Origin of the sequence: Pedobacter africanus, from assembly GCF_040548825.1 — a bacterium.
In the GTDB taxonomy this organism is placed as follows: Bacteria; Bacteroidota; Bacteroidia; order Sphingobacteriales; family Sphingobacteriaceae; genus Pedobacter; species Pedobacter africanus_A.
Genome location: NZ_JBEPSL010000001.1, coordinates 44,140 through 67,209 on the forward strand (window position 1 = coordinate 44,140; position 23,070 = coordinate 67,209).

A 23,070-nucleotide genomic window follows, 5' to 3' on the forward strand; every position below is an offset into this window, starting at 1 on the left:
GTGCCAAAACGATAATTAAGGTATTTGCATGTAAAAAAGTCATGCCCGGCAATAATAATTAATTAATACATCATAATTTGAATTATTTGGCGTTTTAGTTAGATATTTGTAAATGGTACGATAGTTGTCTATATCCAACCTTTTAAATATATTTATTTTTTAAATAGAAATTAATGAACTATTTCAGGCAATCGATTTTATTGTTATTTGTTTTTTCTGTAAGTACCACTTTTGCACAAAACGGGGGCTATGATAAGCTGGGTATGCAGGCCTGGATGAAGGGCGATTATAAAGGGGCTGTAAACCAGCTGGAAAAAGCCGATGCCAAAAATCCGAATAATGCCAGCGTGCTTAAAATGCTTGGATATTCTTATTTCCAGTGTGGAGATTTTGAAAACTCCATCAAAACATACAGTAACTTGATTACCTTAAAGCCTTCCGATTATTCTGCATACTATTACAGGGGCAAAGCTCGTCAGAACATTGCTAACGATCCTAAGGAGTCATTGAATAATTTAAGGGAGAATTTCTATCTGGCAGCAATTAAGGATTTTACCAAGGCCATTGAGATCAATGGGGAAGAAGACCCTCAGCTGCTTCAGAACAGGGCATTGGCTTACAAGGATTACGCCATTTACAAATCCTATAAAATTAAAACCAAGGCTGAAAAAACCGCCTGTATATCGACTTTTAACAATTCAATTGCCGACTTTCAAAAGGTGCTGTTGCTGCAGCCTCAACGAAAAGATATTCTTTCCCTGATCGACTACGTAAAAGCACAGATCAGCAGCCTTAAATAAGCTTACTTAAATCTTCCGGTAATACTGTAGTTTTTTTCAGAAAGCAGTTTGATATGCTGTTTTTTCTTAATCTGGTACAGGCTATCCGGGTAATAAGAAAGTGTATCCGATGAACTATACAATATGTTTGTGTTCTTTACCAAAATCTGAATGCCATAGGGTTTATTTTCCTTTTTAAGGATCAATACCTCTTTTACAGGTACTTTTTCCTCTGTAGAAGTGTATAACTCCCGTTCATTGTTTTTTTGTACACTAAAAAGTCCGGCCCAGCCGCTGCGGTTGATATCCACATCATTAAATACAGCAAACTCTTTTTGCCAGTCGGCAAGTCTCATCTGTTTGGTCTCACTGTTGCCGTTTACCATTACCGTTTTGGTGATAATCGGGTTGCTTGTTTTAAGCCTTAAGGCTTCTTTTTCGAAATAGCCTTTCAGGTCAAAATAATTTAAGTTGTGCCCTTGTTCCTGTTTAGCTGGTTTACAGCTGTAGAAGAACAAGGGTACAGCAAAGAAAAACAATATTTTTCTCATTACACCAGGCTGTTGCCGGTCATGATAGCCGGTTTAGGAATTCCCATGATGCTCAGGATGGTAGGGGCGATGTCGCCAAGTTTACCATCGGCTATATTGTTGTAGTCCGGGTCTACCAAAATGCAGGGAACCAGGTTTGTAGTATGGGCAGTGTTTACAGAACCATCCTCATTGACCATGAACTCTGAGTTGCCGTGATCGGCAAGGATAATAAAGGAGTATCCATGCTCAAGCCCTTTGTTTACCACAATTTCAGTACAACTATCGGCAGTTTCAACCGCCTTAACTACCGCTTCAAAAACACCTGTATGGCCTACCATATCGGGGTTGGCGAAGTTCAAACAAACAAAATCTGCCCAGCCGGTTTCCAGCTCTCTGCAAATTGCTTCGGTAATACCGGCAGCACTCATTTCCGGTTGTAAATCATAAGTAGCTACCTTAGGTGAAGGGATCATGATCCTTTTTTCATTTTCAAATACCTGTTCACGGCCGCCGGAAAAGAAAAAGGTTACATGCGGATATTTTTCAGTTTCAGCAATCCGGATCTGATTTTTGTGGTATTTTTCCAAAACCTCTCCCAATGTTTCCGTAAGATCGTCTTTGGTGAAGATCACTTTTACATTTTCAAAGTTTTCGTCATAGGTGGTCATGGTTACATAATACAACGGTAGTTTATGCATCCCAAAATCAGGATAGTCATTTTGTGTAAGGGCTGCGGTAATTTCACGTCCGCGATCTGTCCTGTAGTTAAAGCAAATGACTACATCTCCTGGTTGTATGGAGGCAACAGGTTCCCCATTAGTTTGCGTAACTACAATTGGCTTAATAAACTCATCGGTAATTCCATCTTTGTAAGATTGCTCAATTGCGGTGGCAGGGTCGCTTGTCGGTTGTCCAATGCCCTGGGTAAGCAAGTCGTATGCTAGTTTAACCCTTTCCCAGCGGCTATCCCTGTCCATGGCATAATAGCGGCCTATCAGGCTGGCAATTTTAGCTGAAGTATTTTGCAGATGATGTTCAAGATCTTTAATGAAGTTCAGCCCCGAATTCGGATCGGTATCCCTTCCATCCATAAAGGCATGAACAAATACCTCGCTAAGCCCCTGCTCCGTTGCTGCATCACATAAAGCTTTCAAATGATTGATATGGGCATGAACGCCACCGTCAGAAGTGAGGCCTATAAAATGAACAGCTTTGTTGTTATTTTTTGCATAAGCAAATGCATCAAGCAATACCTTGTTTTTAAATAATGTCCTGTCGCTGATCGCCTTGTTGATCCTTCCGAGCTCCTGGTATACAATTCTCCCGGCACCGAGGTTCATATGCCCAACTTCAGAATTGCCCATTTGTCCGGCAGGCAAACCAACTGCTTCTCCTGAAGCTTCCAGTTTAGAATTGGGCCATTTTTGCAATAAGGAATCAAAAAAAGGAGTGTTGGCTGCATATGCTGCATCTGAATTGTCTTTTTTCCCGTATCCCCAGCCATCAAGAATAAGTAGTACAAGCTTTTTATTGTTCATTCGTGTTTGCTTTATTTATAGTGTCAACCGACATAGCAAATATAAGCCTATTGCTTCTTTTTTTTGAATCAATTTGAGTTTTATGATCTATTAATGGCATAGTTTATGTGAGTTCAAAACATTAGCTATACAGAGATGATAAAGCCCTTACTTTTTTTATTTTTATTTTTTATAGAAATCCCTTACTCTTATACGCTTCAAGGCGATATTATAGATAATTTGTCTGCACAATTTAAGTCTGGAAATGCAAAAGAGATTGCTACAAATTTCTCTTCGTCTGTAGAATTAATCATCATTGACGACGAAGATGTATATTCTAAAGCTCAGGCGGAGCAGATTTTACGAAATTTTTTCACAAAATATCCACCTGTAAAATCAACCGTTGTACACCTCATTAATACCAATCCGAATTTCCGTTTCGGTATACTTTCCCTGCAAACAAAGAACGGGAAATTCCGCGTTTCAATAACGATGAAAAAATCGGGGACAGCTTTTTTTATTACAGAATTGAGAATAGAGCCTGATAAATAATAGTAAAAAATACTATTTTTGGGTTTAAATAATAATTTTGGATAAGCTAATCATAGATCAATTCATAAAAAATGCTATTGCCGAAGATTTGGGCGATGGTGATCATACCTCTCTTTCAACCATTCCTGCCAATACGCAGGGCAAAGCAAAACTGCTGATTAAAGATCAAGGCATTTTAGCCGGAGTAGAGCTGGCATTGGAAATATTTAAGCAGGTTGATGCCCGCCTGGTTACAGAAGTACTCATTCATGACGGTGCCGAAGTTCAGTATGGAGATATAGCGCTTACTGTCTCCGGAAATTCCCAATCTATTCTTCTTGCTGAGCGCCTGGTACTGAACTGTATGCAGCGCATGAGCGGCATTGCTACCAAAACAAACCGTATTGTGAAGCTTTTAGCAGGATACAATACACGCTTACTGGATACACGTAAAACAACACCTGGTCTGCGTTACCTTGAGAAATGGGCGGTGCGTATAGGTGGGGGAGTAAACCACCGCATTGGTTTATACGACATGATCCTGATCAAAGACAATCATATCGATTATGCAGGTGGCATTTCCAATGCCATTAAAGCGGCCAATCAATACCTGGCCGATAAAGGCAAGAAATTACAGATTGAGATTGAAGTAAGGAATATTTCTGAATTGAACGAAGTTTTACATACAGGCGGAGTGGACAGGATCCTGCTGGATAATTTTAGTTTTCCTGATCTGACGGAGGCCGTTCGTCTCATTGACAAAAAATACATTACTGAGGCTTCGGGTGGCATTACAGAAGAAAATGTAGCCGATTATGCAGCCTGTGGAGTAGATTATATTTCAATGGGGGCAATAACCCATTCTGTTAAAAGTTTAGACATGAGTTTAAAAGCCTTTTAGGTTATGATTTCTATCTATTCTATTTCGGCAGTTCTATTGGCCTATTTATTTGGTTCTATCCCCACTGCGGTTTGGCTGGGACAGGCATTCTACGGTGTTGATGTAAGGGAATATGGGAGTGGAAACGCAGGTGCAACCAATACTTTCAGGGTTTTGGGTAAAAAGGCAGGAATCGCGGTAATGACTATAGATATTGCAAAAGGCTACACCGCAACTAAACTTGCCTACTTTATAGGTCTTTCCGTAACCGGCCCCCAGCATTCCGCCCAATTCGTAAATTATGAGCTCGCACTTGGTGTTACCGCAGTTATGGGGCATTTGTTCCCGATATTTGCGGGATTTAGGGGCGGAAAAGGGGTAGCTACCCTTTTTGGAATGATTTTAGCAGTTAACTTTCCTGCAGCAATGCTTTGTGTTCTTGTATTTATTACAGTCTTACTGATTACCAAATACGTTTCTCTAAGCTCAATTTGTGCCGGATTTACTTTTCCGCTGAGTATAGTATTCGTATTACAATCGTCCATAAAATCTGAAGTGCTCTATGGCATGTGTGTTTGTGTGCTGATACTGGTAACCCACCAGAAAAATCTGGAGCGACTGTTAAAGGGAAAAGAATCCAAAGTATACCTGTTTAAAAGGAAAACGAATTAAACAAAAAACTTATGAAAAGAGCATTAATTGTAGGCATAACCACTATAGGACTTGCATTTTCTTCCTGTTCTACCGTGCCACTGACAGGCAGGAGCAGATTGAACCTGGTAAGTGATGCTCAGGTATTGCCAATGGCTTTTCAGGCCTATAACGAGTTTTTAACGGAGAATAAAGGCGCAGTGCTTTCTGCTTCAAATGCAGATGCGCAAAGGGTTAAGCGGATCGGTAACAACCTGATTGCGTCCGTAAAAAGCTATATGAACAGTAACAATTATGGCGACCTGATCAAAGACTATAAATGGGAAGTAAACGTAGTGCAGAGCAAAGAACTGAATGCCTGGTGTATGCCTGGCGGCAAGATAGTGGTTTACACAGGTTTATTGCCCGTTACCAAAGATGACGCTGGATTAGCAACTGTTATGGGACATGAAATTGCCCACGCCATTGCCGGACACTCTGCAGAACGCATGTCTCAGCAAATGGTTGCCCAGGGAATTGGTGTTGCTGGAAATGTAGCCCTGTCAAAAAACTCAAAAACCCAATCTGTATTTAATACTTTATATGGTGTAGGTACACCGCTGGCGATGCTAAGTTACGGACGTAATCAGGAGCTGGAGGCCGACAGGTTAGGTCTCATCTTTATGGCAATGGCCGGGTACAATCCGCAAAGTGCAACTGCTTTCTGGCAAAGGATGTCGGCCGCCTCACAAGGCAGTCAGAAACCACCTGAATTTTTAAGTACGCACCCTAGTGATGCAACCAGGATCGCGCAGATACAAAGGCTATTGCCAGAGGCACAGAAGTATTACAAACCTGCTGGAAGGGTGAATTAGCATACAGGCTGCCACATTTGGCAGCCTTTTTTATGGAATAAGCGTCTGCACCAGCGCAGAAGCTTTTAACAGACATTCTTCATATTCTGCCGCAGCCTGCGAGGCGTAAGTAATGGCACCCCCTACCTGGAACGACAAATACCCTGTTTCTGCCTGATAGAGCAGGCTCCTGATGATCACGTTAAAATCAAAACCCCCATCAGGACTAATATAACCCATCGCTCCTGAATAAGCCCCGCGTTTGGTACATTCATATGTTTCTATCAGCTCCATAGCTTTAACCTTTGGCGCCCCTGTCATAGAACCCATAGGGAAAGCTTGTTTTATGGCGTCTATAAAATGCACCTCTGCATCTAATTCGCAGCTTATGGTTGATATCATCTGGTAAACCTGCGGAAAACCGTAGATGCCAAAAAGTTCATCTACCTGTACAGTACCTTTTACTGCACTTTTTGTAAGGTCATTGCGTACCAGGTCTACAATCATCACATTCTCAGCCTGCTCTTTGGCGTTTTCCCGCAAAGCCTGTTTAATCAATGCATCTTCTTTTGCATCCTTACTTCGCCTGGCAGTACCTTTGATGGGTTGCGAGATCAGCCTGTTTCCTCTTTTGCAAAGAAACCTTTCCGGACTGGCAGAAAGAATGTACTGGTCTTTGATTTTAAAGAAACCCGAAAAAGGGGTAGGAGATACCTCACTTAATTTATGATAAATGTTTACCGGATCTATAACAGCATGTTCCGCGAAAAACTCCTGGCAAAAATTAATTTCATAAATATCACCCCGTACAATATGCTGTTGCAGGGCCTCTACAGTTTTGATATACAATGCCTTTGATAGGCGACTTTGAATTTCGATCGCCGTGTTTGCTTTTGCAACCGTCGGTTCCATATGATTAATGGTATCCAGAATATCGGCTGGCCCCTTCAACACGGTTATTGCATTTTTTTTAACAGCAATGAGGTACTGAGGAATGAAAAAAAACAGCTCAGGAAAATTGTGCTGGTCTGCTCCCGTTGAGCCCAGCTGCTCAATTTCATTTTTAAGGTCGTAGCTGAGCAAGCCAAACATCCAGCCAGGCTGCTGCTCATAAAAAGCTTTAAGCTCATTAAATTTATGCTCAGAACGGGCGTTCAACACTTTTTGATCTCCGGCAGCTATAATGAGGTCAAAATTCCCATAAGGATCCGCATAGCCATTGGAATCAAGTATACAGCAAACATCAAAGGCCGCTGCCCAAACCAAGGCTTTTTGTTTAAAAGAATGTAAATCCCGAATGCTCATTTTAATTGCGCAAATGTAAAATTAAAAAGGCGGCCATTGGCCGCCTTTTTATCTATATTTTAGATAAACTAATTCAAAATTAACGTTTGTACCCGGTCTGGTCCTACAGAAAGGTACTTAACCGGAACTTCCAGCTCTTTCTCCAGGAATGCGATATAATCGCTCAGCCTGGCAGGGATTTCTTCCACTTTACTTACTTTGGTCACATCGGTTTTCCATCCTTCAATTGCTTTCAATATCGGTTTCGGTTTCACTGATATGATATCATATGGCATGTAGTCAATTGTTTCACCATTATGTTCATAGTGTGTACATGCATAAATCGTATCAAATCCATCCAGTACATCAGCTTTCATCATGATGAGTTCCGTTACACCGTTCAGCATGATTGCGTATTTTAGGGCAGGCAGATCAATCCATCCGCAGCGACGGGCACGCCCCGTAGTTGCGCCAAACTCGTGGCCAACCTGGCGTAAAGTTTCTCCTACCTCATTGTCCAGTTCGGTAGGGAAAGGACCACCGCCTACACGTGTGCAATAAGCTTTGAAGATACCGTAAACACTGCCTACCTTGTTTGGAGCAATGCCCAGACCAGTACAGGCACCGGCGGTAGTGGTATTTGATGAGGTCACGAAGGGATAAGAACCAAAATCCACATCCAGCAAAGTACCCTGTGCGCCTTCAGCCAAAACGGTTTTGCCTTGTTTCAGGTAGCCATTTACAAAATGCTCACTATCTACATGAGGGATGCTCTTAATGAAATCAACTGCTTCAAAAAAAGCAGCTTCTTTTTCTGTAAGGTCATATTCAAACTCGTAATGCGAAAGTATTTCTTTGTGTTTTTCAACCAGCCGGTTATAACGTTCTCTAAAATCAGGCAGGGTAGTGTCACCTACTCTTAGGCCATTACGACCGGTTTTATCCATATAAGTTGGGCCAATTCCTTTCAGTGTAGAACCGATCTTATCTTTGCCCATTTTCTGTTCATTTGCTGCATCCAGCAACTGATGGGTTGGAAGGATGAGGTGCGCTTTGCGTGCAATTACCAGTTTACCTGCGGCAACCGGGTCATGCCCTGCTTTTTTCAGGTTATCCAATTCCCTTTTAAGAATAATGGGATCTATAACCACCCCGTTTCCAATCAGGTTCATGGTCTTTTCATTAAAGATACCAGATGGAATGGTGTTTAAAACAAATTTTTTGCCATCAAATTCTAAAGTATGGCCGGCATTCGGACCGCCTTGAAAACGAGCTATCAAATCATATTGCGGACTTAGAACATCAACAATTTTTCCCTTGCCTTCATCGCCCCATTGCAGGCCCAGAAGCACGTCTACTTGCGTCATTATTTAAATTTAAAAATGGAAATATTATAATTGGTTAACTTGCATGCTTAATGCCGGTGGCATTCTGATTATTCATTGATGCCTTTGCTGAGCAATCAAAGCAAACGCCATAAAGATTTAAAGAATGGTGTTTGATGTCAAATTTTAACAGTTCACCTACCATGCTTTGTATCTGTTGTATACGTGGGTCGCAGAATTCTACAACTTTTCCGCAATCAATACAGATCACATGATCGTGCTGGTGGTAGCCATAAGACTTTTCAAACTGTGCCATATTCTTACCAAACTGATGTTTGGTAACCAGGTCGCAGGATACCAGTAACTCTAAAGTATTGTATACTGTAGCCCTGCTCACGCGATATTTCTGGTTTTTCATGTGGATATAAAGGGTCTCCACATCGAAATGATCATCTCTTGAGTAAATTTCTTCTAAGATGGCAAAACGCTCCGGTGTTTTTCTCAGACTTTTATTTTCGAGGTAGGCTTCGAATATTTTTCTAACCAACTCGCTGTTGTGGTTTGTCGACATAGTTTTTAAACTCCTTTCAAAGGTATCAATTTTTTATATAAACGCTATGATTTATTGTTATTTTTAGGCGTCAAAACGTGTAACCCCGGTTACGCCTTTAACTTCTAACAGATTTTTAATCAGGTTGTCCAGGTGTTCCTTGTCATTTACAAAGATCATAATGGAGCCATCAAAAATACCATTATCTGTATCTACAGTTATTGAACGCATATTTACCTTAAAATCGTTCGAGATCACCTTGGTAATGTTATTGATCAATCCAACATCATCAATGCCTATAATGTGCAGTCCCGTAAGGAAGGTCAGTTCTTTTTGTCTGTTCCATTTCGCCTTAACTACCCGGTACCCATAATTGGCCATGAGCTGCGCTGCATTCGGACAATTGGTGCGGTGTATTTTTATTCCTTCGTTCACCGTAACAAAGCCAAAAACATCATCGCCAGGAATCGGGTTACAGCAGGCTGCAAGTGTATAATCTATCTTTTGCAGGTCTTCTCCAATCAGTAAAATATCCGACTCAGGGCCTTTTACTTTACTCAGCAATGCATCTATCTGCTGGTGTTCGGTCTTCTCTGCACCACGGTTTTCTATTTCTTTTTCACTGGCCAGGTAATCCTTCAGGTCTTTTAACTCAATTTTTCCCTTGGCAACTGCAATAAAAAGTTCTTGTGTCGAGGGTAATTTAAAGAAATAACTAAGCTTGTTTAAATTATCGGTGTTGTAAGTGATTTTAAGTGACTTCAGTTTACGCTCCAGCGTTTCCTTACCCATTTCGGCAATTTTCCGCTTTTCTTCTTTTAAGGAAGATTTGATCTTGGATTTTGCTTTGGCGGTAACAACAATGTTCAGCCAGTCTTCTTTGGGTGCCTGCTTGCCAGAGGTGATGATCTCTACCTGATCGCCATTCTGCAGTTTATAGGATAGCGGTACGAGTTTATGGTTCACTTTAGCTCCTATGCATTTCGCCCCTACATCCGTATGGATCTCAAAGGCAAAATCGAGCGCTGTAGCGCCAAGCGGGAGCTGCAGTAAAGCCCCTTTCGGGGTAAAAATAAAGATCTCGTCCGAAAAGAGGTTCATCTTAAAATCATCCAGAAAATCCAGTGCATTGGCTTCCGGGTTGTTCAGCATCTCTCTAACTTTCATGATCCACTGATCCAGACCGTTGTCGTTGCTCGATTCTTTATACTTCCAATGTGCTGCAAAACCTTTTTCTGCAATTTCATTCATCCGCTGAGTGCGGATCTGGACCTCCACCCATTGTCCCTTAGGGCCCATTACCGTGGTATGCAAGGATTCGTATCCATTTCCTTTAGGAGAGGATACCCAATCGCGCAAACGGTCGGGGTTGGGGCGGTAAAGGTCGGTTACAATGGAATAAGCTTTCCAGCAGTCAGCTTTTTCATTTTCAGGCGGGCTATCAAGAATAATCCTGATGGCGAAAAGGTCATATACCTCTTCAAAAGGGATGTTTTTGCTTTTCATTTTGTTCCAGATGGAATGGATAGATTTTGGCCGGCCGTAAATGTCGGCAGTTAAACCTTGTTCCGCCAGAATCTCGTTGATCGGCTCTACAAACCTTTTAATGAATAAAGTCCGTTCTGCCTTTTTTTCGTTCAGTTGAGTAGCAATGTATTTATAGGTGTCTGGTTCCAGGTATTTCATGGAAAGATCTTCCAACTCAGATTTTATAGCATATAAACCTAAACGATGGGCAAGGGGGGCGTACAGGTAAATCGTCTCAGAAGCAATTTTAAGCTGTTTTTGCCTGGGCATGAAATCCATGGTACGCATGTTATGCAGCCGGTCAGCCAGTTTAATTAAAATCACCCTTACATCATCTGCCAGGGTAAGCAGCATTTTTCTGAAATTTTCTGCCTGCAACGAGCTGTTGTAATCAAAGACCCCCGATATCTTGGTCAGCCCATCAATAATTTTGGCGGTCTTTTTACCAAACTCACGTTCAATGTCTTCCAGCGTAATGTCTGTATCTTCTACTACATCGTGCAGTAATGCACATACAATAGAAGTGGTGCCCAATCCAATTTCCTCGGCCGCAATCTGGGCCACAGCAATAGGATGGTAAATATAAGGCTCTCCGGATTTTCTCCGCATGTTTTTATGGCTTTCCAATGCCATATCAAAAGCCTTTCTGATCTCCTTTTTATCCCCGCGCTGCATTGTTGGCTTACAAGCACGTAAAAGCGCACGATATCTTTTTAATATTTCCTGCTTTTCCGCTTCTAAATCAATAACTAATGCGTTCTTCATTGATGTCCCCTTGTTTTTTCGTTTTTGTATTTTGTGTCCCCTTAATATAATTCTTTTTATATTGATCTGAAAGTTTGCAGATCAATTATTTTACCAAATAAATTTTGTCATGCTGGTTACAGAATCATTGCCGTAAGGCTATTGTCATTTTGTATTATTTACGTAAAAATTATACCTGTTTGTCGTTAAATGGGTATATTAGATTACGAATGGAACAAAAATATAAAATTAGCCTTAACTTTGCGGAGGGATAAATTTATGAATTTTTACAGGCTATTTATTCTTTCAATTGTCATTATTTCAGGCGCTTCTGCAAAAGGGCAGGTCAGTTCTGTGCCTGTCAAAATGCCGGTAATGGGAAAAAATGATACGATCAGGGTAGCCTCTACAAATGAAAACGGGGAGATGATCCCATGGATACCCCTGGATGAGGTGGTAATCTATGGATTTCGTATCTTCAAGTCGCCGGCCGAGCGTGCTGCATTCAACAGGTTACGGTATAACGTAATGAAAGTGATGCCTTATGCCTTGTATGCCAAAAGAAGGTACGAACAGCTGGAAAGGGAACTTGCTGTTACTGCTGAGAAAAAAGAACAGAAAAAGCTGGTTAAACAATGTGATAAAGAGATCAAAGAAATGTTTAACCGGGAAATTAAAGAACTCACCATTACGCAGGGACAAATTTTAACCAAATTGATAGATCGGGAACTGGGCAGGACCACCTATGACATCATTAAGGAAACAAAAGGTGGTGTTACAGCGTTTTTGTACCAGTCGGTTGCCAGGGTGGTAGGCCACAACCTGAAAAGTACATACAGTCCGCAGGAAGACAGGGATATTGAATCCATTATTACTTCTTCAGGCTTTTATCAATAATAAATTATGTATGACCAATCCAAAAGCGTGTACCAGTTTAAGGTGAAACTCATCAATGGTACCGAAAAGAGCCTTTCTGCATATAAAAATAAAGTACTGCTGATTGTCAATATTGCTTCAGCCTGTGGTTTTGCCCCGCAGCTAAAGGAACTGCAGGAGCTCCGGGAACAACTGGGTACATCAGATTTTGAGATACTGGGCTTCCCTTCAAATGATTTTGGCCGACAGGAGCCATTGGAAGGAATAGCCATTAATAGTTTCTGCGAAGCCAACTACGGCGTGCAGTTCCCGGTTTTTGAAAAGATCATGGTCCGGGGCGAACAGGCACACCCCTTGTTTAAATTTTTAACACAAACATCCACACCGCGCTGGAATTTTCATAAATACCTCATCAATAAGGAGGGCGAGGTGGTCGATTATTTTTTCCCTTTTACAAAACCGCTTTCCTCCAAAGTAAAAAAGAAAATACAACGCTTACTTTAATAGATTAATAAGATACAGAATGAAGTTAGATATTTTGGTGCTTGCTGTTCATCCCGATGATGCTGAACTGGGATGTTCAGGAACTATTGTGAAACACATTGCATTAGGCAAAAAAGTTGGAATAATTGATTTTACAAGAGGGGAATTGGGCACCCGGGGTACTGCAGCAATCCGCGACATAGAAGCGGCAGATTCCGCAAAGATCATGGGCCTGCAGGCCCGCGAAAACCTGAAATTCCGGGACGGCTTTTTTGCCAACGACGAAACACATCAGCTGGAGGTCGTTAAAATTATACGTAAGTACCAACCTGAAATTGTGCTGACCAATGCTCTGCACGACAGGCACCCTGATCATGGCCGGGCGGGCGACCTGGCAAATGATGCCTGTTTTTTATCGGGTTTAGCTAAAATAACTACGGAACTGGATGGAGCCGCTCAGATGTCATGGCGACCAAGGCTCATATTGCAGTACATTCAGGACCGCTATATTAAACCAGATATTATTGTAGACATTACCCCGTATTTTGAAACGAAGATTGCAGCCATCAAGGCATTTAAAACCCAGTTCTTTAATCCCGATCTGGACGAACCGGATACCTATATTTCCTCTCCCGAATTTTTTGAAAGTGTAATTGGACGGGCCCGTGAATTTGGTAAAATTGTTGGAGCCACCTATGCCGAAGGTTTTACCTCACGTAAGTTATTGGGGGTAGATAACCTTTTCAATCTAAGGTAGTCTAGGTAAAAAGGCTATATTACGCCAACAAAATAGCAGATATGCTGTTTTATTTTAAACAGCATGCCATGGCCAATATTTTTTCATCCTTAAAAAATGCTTATACACTTTTTAAAAGTGTCGATTTCAAAAAACTGGAAGCCCTTTCAAAAAAAGTAGACCTTACCAAAATTGTAGAGTCCGTTTCTAATCTTGATGAAACCCAGCTGCAGGGTTTGATGAAGATGATGGGAAACCCAGGCAAAAAGAAGGAACTGCCGCCGATTGAAGGCGATTTTTACCATCTGGGAGAAGAGGCTCTCAAAGACGAAGACCGTGCCCTGCAGCTAAAAGTCAGGGCCTTTCTGGAAAAAGAAGTAAAGCCCGTGGTTAATAAATACTGGTTGAAAGCGGAATTCCCATTTGAACTGATCCCTAAAATCGCCGAAATGAACATTTGCGGCCTGACTTATCAGGGCTATGGCTGTCCCGGTAAAACAAATTTGATGGAAGGTATGCTGGCCATGGAAATGGCCAGGATCGATACCTCCATGTCTACCTTTTTTGGCGTTCAAAGCGGACTGGCCATGGGGTCTATTTATTTGCTGGGCTCAGAAGAGCAGAAGCAGCAATGGCTGCCCGACATGCAGCAGATGAAAACAATAGGGGCGTTCGGTTTAACAGAACCTGAAGTAGGCTCGGGTGCGGCCGGTGGTTTAACTACCACAGCAAAACGCAAAGGAAATAAATGGGTTCTGAATGGTCAGAAAAAATGGATAGGCAATGCCACCTTTTCAGACATTACCGTTATCTGGGCCAGGGATGTGGATGACAATCAGGTAAAGGGTTTTCTGGTCAGGAAAGGAAGCCCGGGCTTTGCCGTAGAAAAGATGCAGGATAAAATGGCCCTGCGCATTGTCCAGAACGGATTGATTACCCTAACCAATTGCGAGGTGGATGAAGAAGATCGTCTGCAAAATGCAAATTCCTTTAAAGACACGGCTAAAGTATTAAAGATGACCAGGGCAGGGGTTGCCTGGCAGGCCGTAGGCTGCGCCAGGGGTGCCTACGAAAGCGCTTTAAACTATACGCGGACCAGAAAGCAATTTGGCAAACCTATTGCTTCTTATCAGCTCATACAGAACCACCTCGTAGAGATGCTCTCTAACCTTACAGCCATGCAGACCCTTTGCTTCCGGCTTTCTCAGCTGCAGGATCAGGGCTTGTTAACAGACGAACATGCATCGCTCGCCAAAGTATTTTGCTCTATGCGTACCCGCGACGTAGTCAGCCGGGCCCGTGAAGTAATGGGGGGGAATGGTATTTTATTGGAGTACGATGTGGCCAGGTTTGTAGCAGACGCTGAAGCCATTTATTCTTACGAAGGAACAAAAGAGATCAATACGCTAATTGTTGGCCGGGCCATTACAGGTTTTTCTGCCTTCGTATAACAAGCTATAAGGCAGGCAATATACGTTCCATTACCGCTATTCCTTCATCGATGTGTTTCTTTTCTATACACAAAGCTGGTCTGAAACGGATGGTCTGGTTGCCGCAGCCTAAAAACATCACATTGTTTTCCATTCCTTTTTGGAGAAAAGCATCGCGCATGGCCTTGCTGTCGAAGTCAAAAGCACAAAGCAGGCCTTTGCCACGAACATTACTCATTTTATCATGCCTGGCAGCAAGCTGTTCCAGGTTGTCCTGTAAATAACGGCCTACAACCGAAGCATTGTCACATAAATTGTCCTCAGCAACAATCTGCAGGATCTGCGAGGAACGTACCATGTCTACCAGGTTGCCGCCCCAGGTAGAATTGATGCGTGAAGGGATCCTGAAGACATTGTTTTCTACCTGGTCTACCTTATGGCCAACCAGAATGCCGCATACCTGCATTTTTTTACCAAAAGCGATGATATCCGGACGTGCCTGCGCGCTATAGTGCTGGTGGCACCAGAATTTACCGGTCAGGCCAACACCCGTTTGCACTTCATCATAGATCAGGAATGCTTCATTTTCGTCGGCCAGTGTTTTCAGCCGGATCAAAAACTCTTCACGAAGGTGGTTGTCGCCCCCTTCTGATTGCACAGGTTCAACAATTATGGCACAGATGTCGTCTTTATGATCCGCAAATGCCTGTTTGATCTGGGCAATCGAAATTTCTTCACTCTCTATAGCCAGTTTTAAATTTGCAGCCTCCAGCGGAAATTTAACGGTAGGTACCGATACCCTTGGCCAGTCAAATTTGGCAAACCATTTGGTTTTGTCAGGCAGGGTGTTGGTTAGGCTTAAGGTGTAACCTGTACGGCCATGGAAGGCCTTTTCAAAGTGTAACACTTTAAAACCTTTCTCTTCCTTATATCCTTTGGCAAAATTTTTCTGGACTTTCCAGTCCATAGCCACTTTAATGGCATTTTCAACTGCAAGGGCCCCGCCCGCAATGAAAAATGCATGCGGCAGATAGTCAGGAATACCATGCTTAGAAAAAGTAGCTACAAACTGGGCATACTGCTGCGTATACACATCAGAATTTGACGGATTTGCCAATGCTGCCTGTAAAAGATTGCTTTTAAAAGCTTCGTCGTGTATCATTTTAGGATGATTGTATCCTAAGGGTACTGATGCAAAGCAGGTAAAGAAATCGAGCAGGGTACGGTTGTATTTCGAATCGTAAATATAGGCGCCCTGGCTTTTTGCCATATCATAGGTCAGATCAAAACCATCTGCTAAAATATGTTTGCTTAGTGTTTCATTCACCTTGTCCGGAGCTACATTCAGTTGATACATAATTTCTATTTTTGGTATGCTTCAAATGTAGCTAAAACCGCCAAATTAACAAATCCAGGCATTATTTCGGACTTTCTGACAAAAACTTGGTTTAAACTGTTTAAAGTATGATTTTGGTATAAAATGAATTTTGGTCTAACAAATGTTGGTAATTTTCATCTTACTCTTTTGATATTTTCCCCGATTTATCCCCCCCCAGTTTTTTGGCTGCTTTAATAATGAACGCTGCAATTTCTTCAGGATGGGATACCATCGACGCATGGCTTGACGCTAATGAAATGGTTTCTGCTTTCATCCTTTCGGCGAAAAAATGTTGTGTAACCGGGGGGGCATTCTGTCATTTTCTGCTACCTGGTACCATGTAGGCAGAGTTTTCCAGCCTAAACATGGATTTATCTTTCCAAAGGAATCCATTTTATCCGAACGTAGAGCTGCCGCCCCGGCTGGCGGATCTGTCTGCCTTAATAACATACCCAGGTTCTCATCTGCATCAGGTGCAAAAGCTGCAATATAAGCCCGACAACCTGATCACTTTTACCAGCAGCTTCGGTAATTACAACACCCCCAAAAGAGTGCCCAACCAGCAGCGTTGGACCATTAAAAGATTCTACCAGGCGCCGTGTTCTTTCACTATCGTCAGCAAGTGAAGTAAGCGGGTTCTGAATCGCACCTACAGTATAACCTGCAGCAGCTAGGATGGGGATCACTTTACGCCAGTGCGATCCATCGCCCCAGGCGCTATGTACAAGGGCAATGCTGATTTTCTGTTTCATAGGATTGGTTTTTTGCGGGTATTATCCTTTTCGATGACAAGTGCTAATGTAAATAGTTTAGATTTTATTTATCTTTTACAATCAATTTGTAACGCATGCTTCCAACCTTCAACATAGAGGAGATTTTTAACACTCCTTTTAGCCAGGAAACGTTTAAAATCCTGTACCATCAGCCTATAAATATGCCGGTGATCCTGCATCCCCATAAGCACGATTTTTATATGATCATGGTTATAGAACAGGGTTCAGGTGTACATACCATAGACTTTCAGGATTATGAAGTGAAAGAAAGGACAGCTTTCTTTCTGGCCCCCGGACAGGCACACAAATGGATACTATCACCCGATACTACCGGTTATCAGGTATTGTTTTCTTCCAGCTTTTTGCTGCCCTCTAACCAGAATTTTCCTTTTTTTAATATTTCTGCAATACCAGCCCTGCTGCTCGGGGTATCCGACTACGATCAGCTCTTTAATGAGCTGCAAAGTCTTCAACAGGAATCTGTACTTAAAAAAGCGTTTTACAAAGAGCAGTTAAAAAACAGGCTGCTGGTTATCCTGACCCTCTTAAAGCGTGCTTATTGGAATGCTTTCAAGGATACGGAGTACGTTGGCAATAACCGTATTGTTCAAAATTACCTCCTTTTGCTGGAAAAATATTACCACACCAACAGCGAAGTGGCCTTTTATGCAGATAAATTACATGTCACCGCAAATTACCTGAACCAGGTATGCCGGAAAAAATGGGGAACCACAGCAAGTAACCTCATCAAAGAAAGAATATTGCTCGAAGCAAAAAGGAGCATTGCGCTTACAGATCTGGACATTAAGGAAGTTGCTTTCAGTCTGGGCTTTACGGATATATCTTATTTTTCAAGATTTTTTAAGAAACAAAGCGGACTAAGCCCGCTTGAATTCCGAAACAGGAATAAATAGTACCTGTCGAACGCTGATTTGTCCTATATTCCTATTTACCCGGCCAATATTTTTGTTGCATTAAATTGTAACTAAATATTAAAAACTTATTAAAATGAAAAATCTGTTATTATCAAACACAAAGATGTCTTTATTGACCATTTTATCTGTTGCGGTTTTCGCACTTTCCTCCTGCAAAAAAGATGACGATAAAGCCCCTGAACCTGCAGGTTCACCTTCAGAAATCCTGGCATCGGTTACCTGGAAATCAACTGTGGTTAAAGACCAGACTGGAAAAGATGTTACAGCAGAAAATGGCGGTTACGTAGGCTTGGCCAAATATGATTTAAATGGCAATTTCGAGATCAGGGGCTTTGACGGGGCTTTGAGGAGTTCCGGACAATGGGCACTTACTGCCGACGGGAAAAAACGAATGCTGATCGGTACCACTGCAGCAGGAGCGGCCTTCTCAAGGGTAGTAGATATCCTGGTGCTGAATAAAAGCCTTTTCACCTATAGGATCACTAACCCGCAAGGTGTTGTGGTAGATGTGGAGCACATACCTAACTAGGACGACAAGGACTCCAGTGCCTGTTTAAAGTAAATTTTAAAAGTTGTGCCTTTGTCTACCTCACTTTCAACCGTTACTTTTCCACCCATGGCCTCAATCTGGTTTTTGGTAATGAATAAGCCTATTCCTCTTGCATCTTTATTATCATGAAAGGTCTTATACATGCCAAATATTTTATCCCGGTTTAGTTTTAAGTCGATGCCAAGGCCATTGTCTTTGATACTAAGCTCAACCAGGTTGTCGGCCATGGCTGATGATAAATTGATTAAGGGTGAACGCGCCTTCGAATGATATTTGATGGCATTGGTTAAAAAATTAAGTAAAATACTATCCAGATAGGCGGGTACTGCACTAATGACCACATCAGGTCTGACCTCATTGATGCAGTGCACGCCTTCTGCTTTTAGTAAGGCCTCCACATTTCCTATGGCACCATTAATGGCATCGCTAAGGTTAACACTGATCAGGTTCTGATGAAGTGTAGTGGTTACTGCAACCACTTCATTCAGGTGCCCTATGGTTACCTGAAGATTTGATGCCGCGTCACGGAACATTCTGAATAGCTCCTGCCGGGAATTTTCGTCGGTATCGGTTTCAATAAAATTAAGCAGCATGCTCAGGTTGCCCGAGTGCGAACGGAGGTTATGTGATACGATATGCGCAAAATTAAGCAAACGCCTGTTTTGATCACTCGTTACATCCAGTACGCTTTTGATTTCGGTCTCCGCGGCTTTCATTTTACTGATGTCTGTGATCTGGGAGATGAAATGCAGGGGCTTACCCTTATTGTTTTTTACCAGTGACACCGCAAGGATTACGGTAACAATATGTCCCATTTTATGGAAATACCTTTTTTCCATCTGGTAATGCTCTATCTCTCCGTCTACCAATGAAGTGAGCAGTTCAAGGTCTTTGTTCAGGTCGTCCGGAAACGTGATGTCCTGAAAGGTCAACTTCATCAGTTCCGCCGAAGTATAACCCAGTATCTGCAGCAGGCTGTTGTTTACACGCAGCCATTTACCGGAAGGACTTACTATGGCCATTCCGATAGCAGCATGTTCAAAAGCCCGGGTAAAGCGCTCTTCACTTATTTTCAGTTTATCATTCAGCAATTGGTGGTCTTTGCTTACTGCTCCATTTGCAACATGCTGGCCGTTAACAGGCAGGTCTATCTGCTGAATTGCAACCAGGAGGTAAGCAGGGTTTCCCGCTGTGTCGTTTAGTAGCAAACCGGTATTTCGTGCCTGTATTACCGTGCCGTTCTGGTGCCTGTATTGAATAAACAAATGCGATTCGGGCCGGCTTTTTAACTGTGTTGCAAAGTCCTTAATGCCATCTTTAAAAAGAAAAACATGCGGATCATCTAAAATTGCATTGACACCATAACCTAATGTTTGTCTGAATAACGAATTTGTCCACATATCCCCCTGGTCTTCCATATGGCAGTACCACAGGCCCATTGATGATGATTCCATAATAAAATCAAGCGCAGGCCCATTTGTTTTTATCAATTGATAAAAATCGCTTTTTAACGTGTCCATAAAATATTTGTATCCCTCTTAGCTCAGGAGGGGCCAAAGATACAATCATCCCCCTAATTTTTGAACCCTCCTAATCTTATATAATTTAAGAATTATTTTTGGGATTTTAAAACTTTTCCTTCATGCCCAGTAAGCCAAGCAGTCCGCCGGTATGCAGCGCTATGATCTTATCTGAAGGATCAAAATAGTTGTTTTTCAAGAGGTCATTTATAGCGTAGAACATTTTTCCGGTATAAACAGGGTCAATCAGCATGCCTTCACTGCGGGTGAATTTTTTTATAAAATCGATCAGTTCAGGCCGGGTTTTCGCATATCCTCCAAAATGATAGGTGGTATGCAGTATCAGCTGATCAGTATGGCCGGTATACCTCGCAATTTCATCTGCTATAAAATCCCCGCCTTTTAAAACCGGTACAACATGGAGCCTTGTTTTCAGTCCGGCCCGATAAATTCCATTTAGCAACCCTGCCGCTGTAGTTCCGGTTCCTGCTGCACAAAATATATGATCGGTATCGGCGGGCAGTTCCGCTATAATTTCCGCACAACCTTTAAGGGCTTCCGTGCCGGCCCCGCCCTCATCTACAAAAAGGGCATTTTTATCATCTGCAAAGTAGGTGTCAAAGAGCAAAGATTTGTTTTTATAGCTTAGCCTGTCGGTAAATATCAGTTCCATACCAAACAAACGGCACAACATCAGCATTTCGTTGCCTGCGCACTCCGTAGCATCTCCGCGCACAAAGGCTGTGCTTTTCAGTCCCGCCCTGGCACATGCAGCTGCGGTAGCTACAATATGGTTAGAGTACGCCCCTCCGAAGGTTACCAAGTGGGTTCTTTGCTGCACTTCTGCAGCGGCCAGTATATATTTCAGTTTACGCCACTTATTCCCGGAAATATAAGGATCAATCAAATCATCCCGCTTTACCAGTATCTGGTATTCAGAAAAATAATTCAATTGCTGTAGGGGACTGTATATAGCTGTAAACATGGTTGCAAATATATAGAGCCCTGGTTACTGGTCAGGATTATTGTTTGAAATAAATCTTTTTAAGCAGGTAGGGAAAAAAATTGAGGATAATCTTAACGTTTTGAGTAAAGTTTTTCATAAGCGTTGGTTTTCGTTTTTCATTTGTTCAGAAGCCGCAAATCTTCAAATATTTTTTTTTAATATATCAACAGGTAACAGCTTCATTCACATTAATTTTAAGGTATGCGGCTAGGTTGAACAAAAAGCAGACCAATTTCTTTTTTAAATATGTAATTGTTAAAGATTAGTTTTGTAGCCTGGAACCTGCAGGCCTGGAAAGCTGCGGAAAGCTCCATTACCTCGTAAATCATAACAAAAACTTAATGGAAAACAGTTATACAGAGCCGGAATCAGAAGAACAGGATTTATACGAACACTTTAATATTGTTGTTGATAAAGGACAGTCTTTGCTGCGTATCGACAAGTTTTTGATGCACCGTCTGGAAAATGCTTCACGCAACCGTATCCAGAATGCAATTGATGCAGGAAATGTGCTGGTCAATCAGAAAACCGTTAAGCCTAGCTATAAGGTAAAACCGGCCGATGAGATTTCCATTGTATTTCCGCATCCACCCCGCGATACTGAAGTTTACCCTGAAGATATTCCATTGGATATTGTTTATGAAGATAACGACCTGCTGCTGGTCAACAAAGCGGCGGGCATGGTGGTACATCCGGGCTACAACAACTATACAGGCACGCTGGTAAATGCCCTGGCTTTCCATTTTGAGCAATTGCCGCAGCTGCCCGGCAACGAAGGTCGTCCTGGTCTTGTGCACCGCATCGATAAGGATACCTCGGGTTTGCTCATCATCAGCAAAAACGAAATGACCATGACCAGATTAGCCAAACAGTTTTTTGATCATAGCATCACCCGTAAATATGTGGCGTTGGCATGGGGCGATATTGAACAGGATGGTACGGTAACGGGTTATATAGGACGTAGCGCTAAAAACCGCATTGTGATGGATGTATACGATGATGAAGAAAAAGGTAAGTGGTCTGTAACACATTATACCGTGTTAGAACGTTTAGGTTATGTAACTTTAATCAGCTGCCAGCTTGAAACTGGCCGTACACATCAAATCAGAGCACATATGCAGCACATTGGTCACCCTTTATTTAATGATGCCAATTACGGCGGAGATAAAATCCTGAAAGGAACAACCTTTAACAAATACAAACAATTTGTTAACAATTGCTTTGAATTGCTGCCACGTCAGGCGCTTCATGCCCAGACGTTGGGCTTTATTCACCCCACCACCAGAAAGTATATGGAGTTTGAAGTTCCCCTGCCTGCCGATTTTGACGCTGCATTAAATAAATGGAGAAATTATATTGTAGAACCGAGCTAAGCCCCCTCACCAACAAAATGCAGCAATATATTTTACATAATGATGAGTTTGTTACCAGCAATCAGCCCATCCTTAACGCCGGGAACCGCGGTTTTAAATATGGCGATGGGCTCTTTGAGACCATGCGTATGTGTGGCGGCAGGTTACAGTTTGCCGCTCAGCATGCAGATCGTTTACACGCTGGGATGAAAGCCCTGAAAATGGATGGCAGCACTTTGCTTGATGAGTATTTTCTAAAGCAAAAAACCACCGAACTTTGCAAAAAGAACAAATTAAAGGAAAATGTACGTTTCCGCCTGTCTATTTACAGATCAGGCGAAGGCCTGTATACGCCAGACAGTAATAAGTCGGGCTATCTGCTCGAGGCTTCTCCACTCCCCGACGATCACTACGAATTTAATAAAAAAGGGCTCATTATAGATGTGTATGATGAACTGACTAAGCCCGTAAACAAACTTTCCAACCATAAAACAAGCAACTCTCTTTTATACGTAATGGCTGGACTATATAAAAAGCAGCACCGGCTCGATGATGCCTTCATTCTAAATCAGCATGGCTTCTTATGCGAAAGCATCAGTTCCAATATTTTTGTGGTGTACGACCAGAAGGTCTATACTCCGGCCCTTTCTGAAGGCTGCGTGGCAGGAGTGATGCGGAATGTAGTAATGAATATGGCAAAACTCAACGGTATTGAGGTCATAGAAGCACAGATTAATCCCGAGATCTTAAAAGCTGCCGAGGAAGTGTTTGTTACCAATGCCATCAGCGGCATTCGCTGGGTGATGGGCTATGGCCGTAAGCGGTATTTTAATGAGATTACAAAAATCCTGAGTGTAAAGTTGAATCAGCTTTAATA

24 protein-coding genes are annotated in these 23,070 nt (G+C 42.2%); 13 read left to right on the forward strand and 11 right to left on the reverse strand.

The genetic code is table 11. The annotated features are described in order from the left end of the window. Positions 1–173: 173 nt before the first annotated feature. Positions 174–800, forward strand: a complete 627-nt coding sequence (locus ABIE26_RS00165; RefSeq protein WP_310141413.1) for a tetratricopeptide repeat protein — start codon at positions 174–176, stop codon at positions 798–800. A 2-nt stretch (positions 801–802) separates the two neighbouring features. Here ABIE26_RS00165 and ABIE26_RS00170 read toward each other — a convergent pair whose 3' ends face one another. Together ABIE26_RS00170 and gpmI are read right to left on the reverse strand one after the other, a co-directional pair. Then, positions 803–1,330, reverse strand: coding sequence for a hypothetical protein (locus ABIE26_RS00170; RefSeq protein WP_310141411.1), 528 nt, complete (start codon positions 1,328–1,330; stop codon positions 803–805). Continuing rightward, positions 1,330–2,850 (reverse strand): 2,3-bisphosphoglycerate-independent phosphoglycerate mutase, encoded by a 1,521-nt coding sequence (gene gpmI / locus ABIE26_RS00175; RefSeq protein WP_310141410.1) that lies wholly within the window; start codon positions 2,848–2,850, stop codon positions 1,330–1,332. Before gpmI ends, ABIE26_RS00170 begins: the two co-directional genes overlap by 1 nt. A gap of 135 nt (positions 2,851–2,985) precedes the next feature. Between gpmI and ABIE26_RS00180 the strand changes: the two genes are divergently transcribed. Genes ABIE26_RS00180 through ABIE26_RS00195 form a run of 4 tightly spaced genes read left to right on the forward strand, consistent with a single transcriptional unit; the run spans position 2,986 to position 5,745 of the window. After that, positions 2,986–3,381, forward strand: a complete 396-nt coding sequence (locus tag ABIE26_RS00180; protein ID WP_310141408.1) for a DUF4783 domain-containing protein — start codon at positions 2,986–2,988, stop codon at positions 3,379–3,381. A 37-nt stretch (positions 3,382–3,418) separates the two neighbouring features. Further along, positions 3,419–4,261 (forward strand): carboxylating nicotinate-nucleotide diphosphorylase, encoded by an 843-nt coding sequence (nadC, locus tag ABIE26_RS00185; protein WP_310141406.1) that lies wholly within the window; start codon positions 3,419–3,421, stop codon positions 4,259–4,261. A 3-nt stretch (positions 4,262–4,264) separates the two neighbouring features. Then, the gene (plsY, locus tag ABIE26_RS00190; protein ID WP_310141404.1) at positions 4,265–4,912 is read left to right on the forward strand and encodes a glycerol-3-phosphate 1-O-acyltransferase PlsY; all 648 of its coding nucleotides are present in this window, start codon (positions 4,265–4,267) and stop codon (positions 4,910–4,912) included. 11 nt (positions 4,913–4,923) lie between these two features. Continuing rightward, on the forward strand, positions 4,924–5,745 hold the full coding sequence (locus tag ABIE26_RS00195) for a M48 family metallopeptidase (protein ID WP_310141401.1): 822 nt from the start codon (positions 4,924–4,926) through the stop codon (positions 5,743–5,745). Between the two features lie 30 nt (positions 5,746–5,775). On the opposite strand, the gene ABIE26_RS00200 is transcribed toward ABIE26_RS00195, so the two are convergent. From ABIE26_RS00200 to ABIE26_RS00215, 4 genes are all read right to left on the reverse strand, one after another. Next, the gene (locus tag ABIE26_RS00200; protein ID WP_310141398.1) at positions 5,776–7,029 is read right to left on the reverse strand and encodes an anthranilate synthase component I family protein; all 1,254 of its coding nucleotides are present in this window, start codon (positions 7,027–7,029) and stop codon (positions 5,776–5,778) included. A 68-nt stretch (positions 7,030–7,097) separates the two neighbouring features. Continuing rightward, on the reverse strand, positions 7,098–8,375 hold the full coding sequence (locus ABIE26_RS00205; RefSeq protein ID WP_310141396.1) for an adenylosuccinate synthase: 1,278 nt from the start codon (positions 8,373–8,375) through the stop codon (positions 7,098–7,100). 34 nt (positions 8,376–8,409) lie between these two features. Continuing rightward, on the reverse strand, positions 8,410–8,904 hold the full coding sequence (locus ABIE26_RS00210) for a Fur family transcriptional regulator (protein ID WP_084240831.1): 495 nt from the start codon (positions 8,902–8,904) through the stop codon (positions 8,410–8,412). 63 nt (positions 8,905–8,967) lie between these two features. After that, a complete protein-coding gene (locus ABIE26_RS00215) occupies positions 8,968–11,175 on the reverse strand; it encodes a RelA/SpoT family protein (protein WP_310141391.1) in 2,208 nt (735 codons plus the stop codon). A 258-nt stretch (positions 11,176–11,433) separates the two neighbouring features. Here ABIE26_RS00215 and ABIE26_RS00220 point away from each other — a divergent pair, with 258 nt between their 5' ends. The 4 genes from ABIE26_RS00220 (at position 11,434) to ABIE26_RS00235 (ending at position 14,700) form a co-directional block, all read left to right on the forward strand. After that, complete coding sequence (locus ABIE26_RS00220) at positions 11,434–12,051, forward strand: DUF4294 domain-containing protein (RefSeq protein WP_310141388.1); 618 nt, start codon at positions 11,434–11,436, stop codon at positions 12,049–12,051. Positions 12,052–12,057: 6 nt separating this feature from the next. Further along, positions 12,058–12,534, forward strand: coding sequence for a glutathione peroxidase (locus ABIE26_RS00225; RefSeq protein WP_310141385.1), 477 nt, complete (start codon positions 12,058–12,060; stop codon positions 12,532–12,534). Positions 12,535–12,553: 19 nt separating this feature from the next. Beyond that, the gene (gene bshB1, locus ABIE26_RS00230; protein ID WP_310141383.1) at positions 12,554–13,270 is read left to right on the forward strand and encodes a bacillithiol biosynthesis deacetylase BshB1; all 717 of its coding nucleotides are present in this window, start codon (positions 12,554–12,556) and stop codon (positions 13,268–13,270) included. Positions 13,271–13,338: 68 nt separating this feature from the next. Further along, positions 13,339–14,700, forward strand: a complete 1,362-nt coding sequence (locus tag ABIE26_RS00235) for an acyl-CoA dehydrogenase family protein (protein ID WP_310141493.1) — start codon at positions 13,339–13,341, stop codon at positions 14,698–14,700. Between the two features lie 4 nt (positions 14,701–14,704). Here ABIE26_RS00235 and lat read toward each other — a convergent pair whose 3' ends face one another. The 3 genes from lat to ABIE26_RS00250 all read right to left on the reverse strand — a co-directional run bounded on the left by lat (position 14,705) and on the right by ABIE26_RS00250 (position 16,809). Then, on the reverse strand, positions 14,705–16,036 hold the full coding sequence (gene lat / locus ABIE26_RS00240) for an L-lysine 6-transaminase (protein ID WP_310141380.1): 1,332 nt from the start codon (positions 16,034–16,036) through the stop codon (positions 14,705–14,707). Between the two features lie 160 nt (positions 16,037–16,196). After that, positions 16,197–16,331 carry a hypothetical protein gene (locus ABIE26_RS00245; protein WP_310141378.1) on the reverse strand — a complete coding sequence of 45 codons (135 nt, stop codon included), beginning with the start codon at positions 16,329–16,331 and terminating at the stop codon, positions 16,197–16,199. A 166-nt stretch (positions 16,332–16,497) separates the two neighbouring features. Next, a complete protein-coding gene (locus ABIE26_RS00250; protein WP_310141375.1) occupies positions 16,498–16,809 on the reverse strand; it encodes an alpha/beta fold hydrolase in 312 nt (103 codons plus the stop codon). A gap of 95 nt (positions 16,810–16,904) precedes the next feature. Between ABIE26_RS00250 and ABIE26_RS00255 the strand changes: the two genes are divergently transcribed. Both ABIE26_RS00255 and ABIE26_RS00260 read left to right on the forward strand, forming a co-directional pair. Beyond that, complete coding sequence (locus ABIE26_RS00255; protein WP_310141374.1) at positions 16,905–17,744, forward strand: helix-turn-helix domain-containing protein; 840 nt, start codon at positions 16,905–16,907, stop codon at positions 17,742–17,744. A 94-nt stretch (positions 17,745–17,838) separates the two neighbouring features. Then, positions 17,839–18,294: a DUF4822 domain-containing protein gene (locus ABIE26_RS00260; protein WP_310141372.1), complete on the forward strand. Its 456-nt coding sequence runs from the start codon at positions 17,839–17,841 to the stop codon at positions 18,292–18,294. Here ABIE26_RS00260 and ABIE26_RS00265 read toward each other — a convergent pair. Beyond that, positions 18,291–19,769, reverse strand: a complete 1,479-nt coding sequence (locus tag ABIE26_RS00265) for a sensor histidine kinase (RefSeq protein ID WP_354374804.1) — start codon at positions 19,767–19,769, stop codon at positions 18,291–18,293. The genes ABIE26_RS00260 and ABIE26_RS00265 overlap by 4 nt on opposite strands. 172 nt (positions 19,770–19,941) lie before the next feature. After that, on the reverse strand, positions 19,942–20,820 hold the full coding sequence (locus tag ABIE26_RS00270; protein WP_310141368.1) for a 1-aminocyclopropane-1-carboxylate deaminase/D-cysteine desulfhydrase: 879 nt from the start codon (positions 20,818–20,820) through the stop codon (positions 19,942–19,944). 362 nt (positions 20,821–21,182) lie between these two features. Here ABIE26_RS00270 and ABIE26_RS00275 point away from each other — a divergent pair, with 362 nt between their 5' ends. Then, positions 21,183–22,214, forward strand: coding sequence for an RluA family pseudouridine synthase (locus tag ABIE26_RS00275; RefSeq protein WP_310141366.1), 1,032 nt, complete (start codon positions 21,183–21,185; stop codon positions 22,212–22,214). After that, the gene (locus ABIE26_RS00280) at positions 22,184–23,068 is read left to right on the forward strand and encodes an aminotransferase class IV (RefSeq protein ID WP_310141365.1); all 885 of its coding nucleotides are present in this window, start codon (positions 22,184–22,186) and stop codon (positions 23,066–23,068) included. Before ABIE26_RS00275 ends, ABIE26_RS00280 begins: the two co-directional genes overlap by 31 nt. Positions 23,069–23,070: the final 2 nt, after the last annotated feature.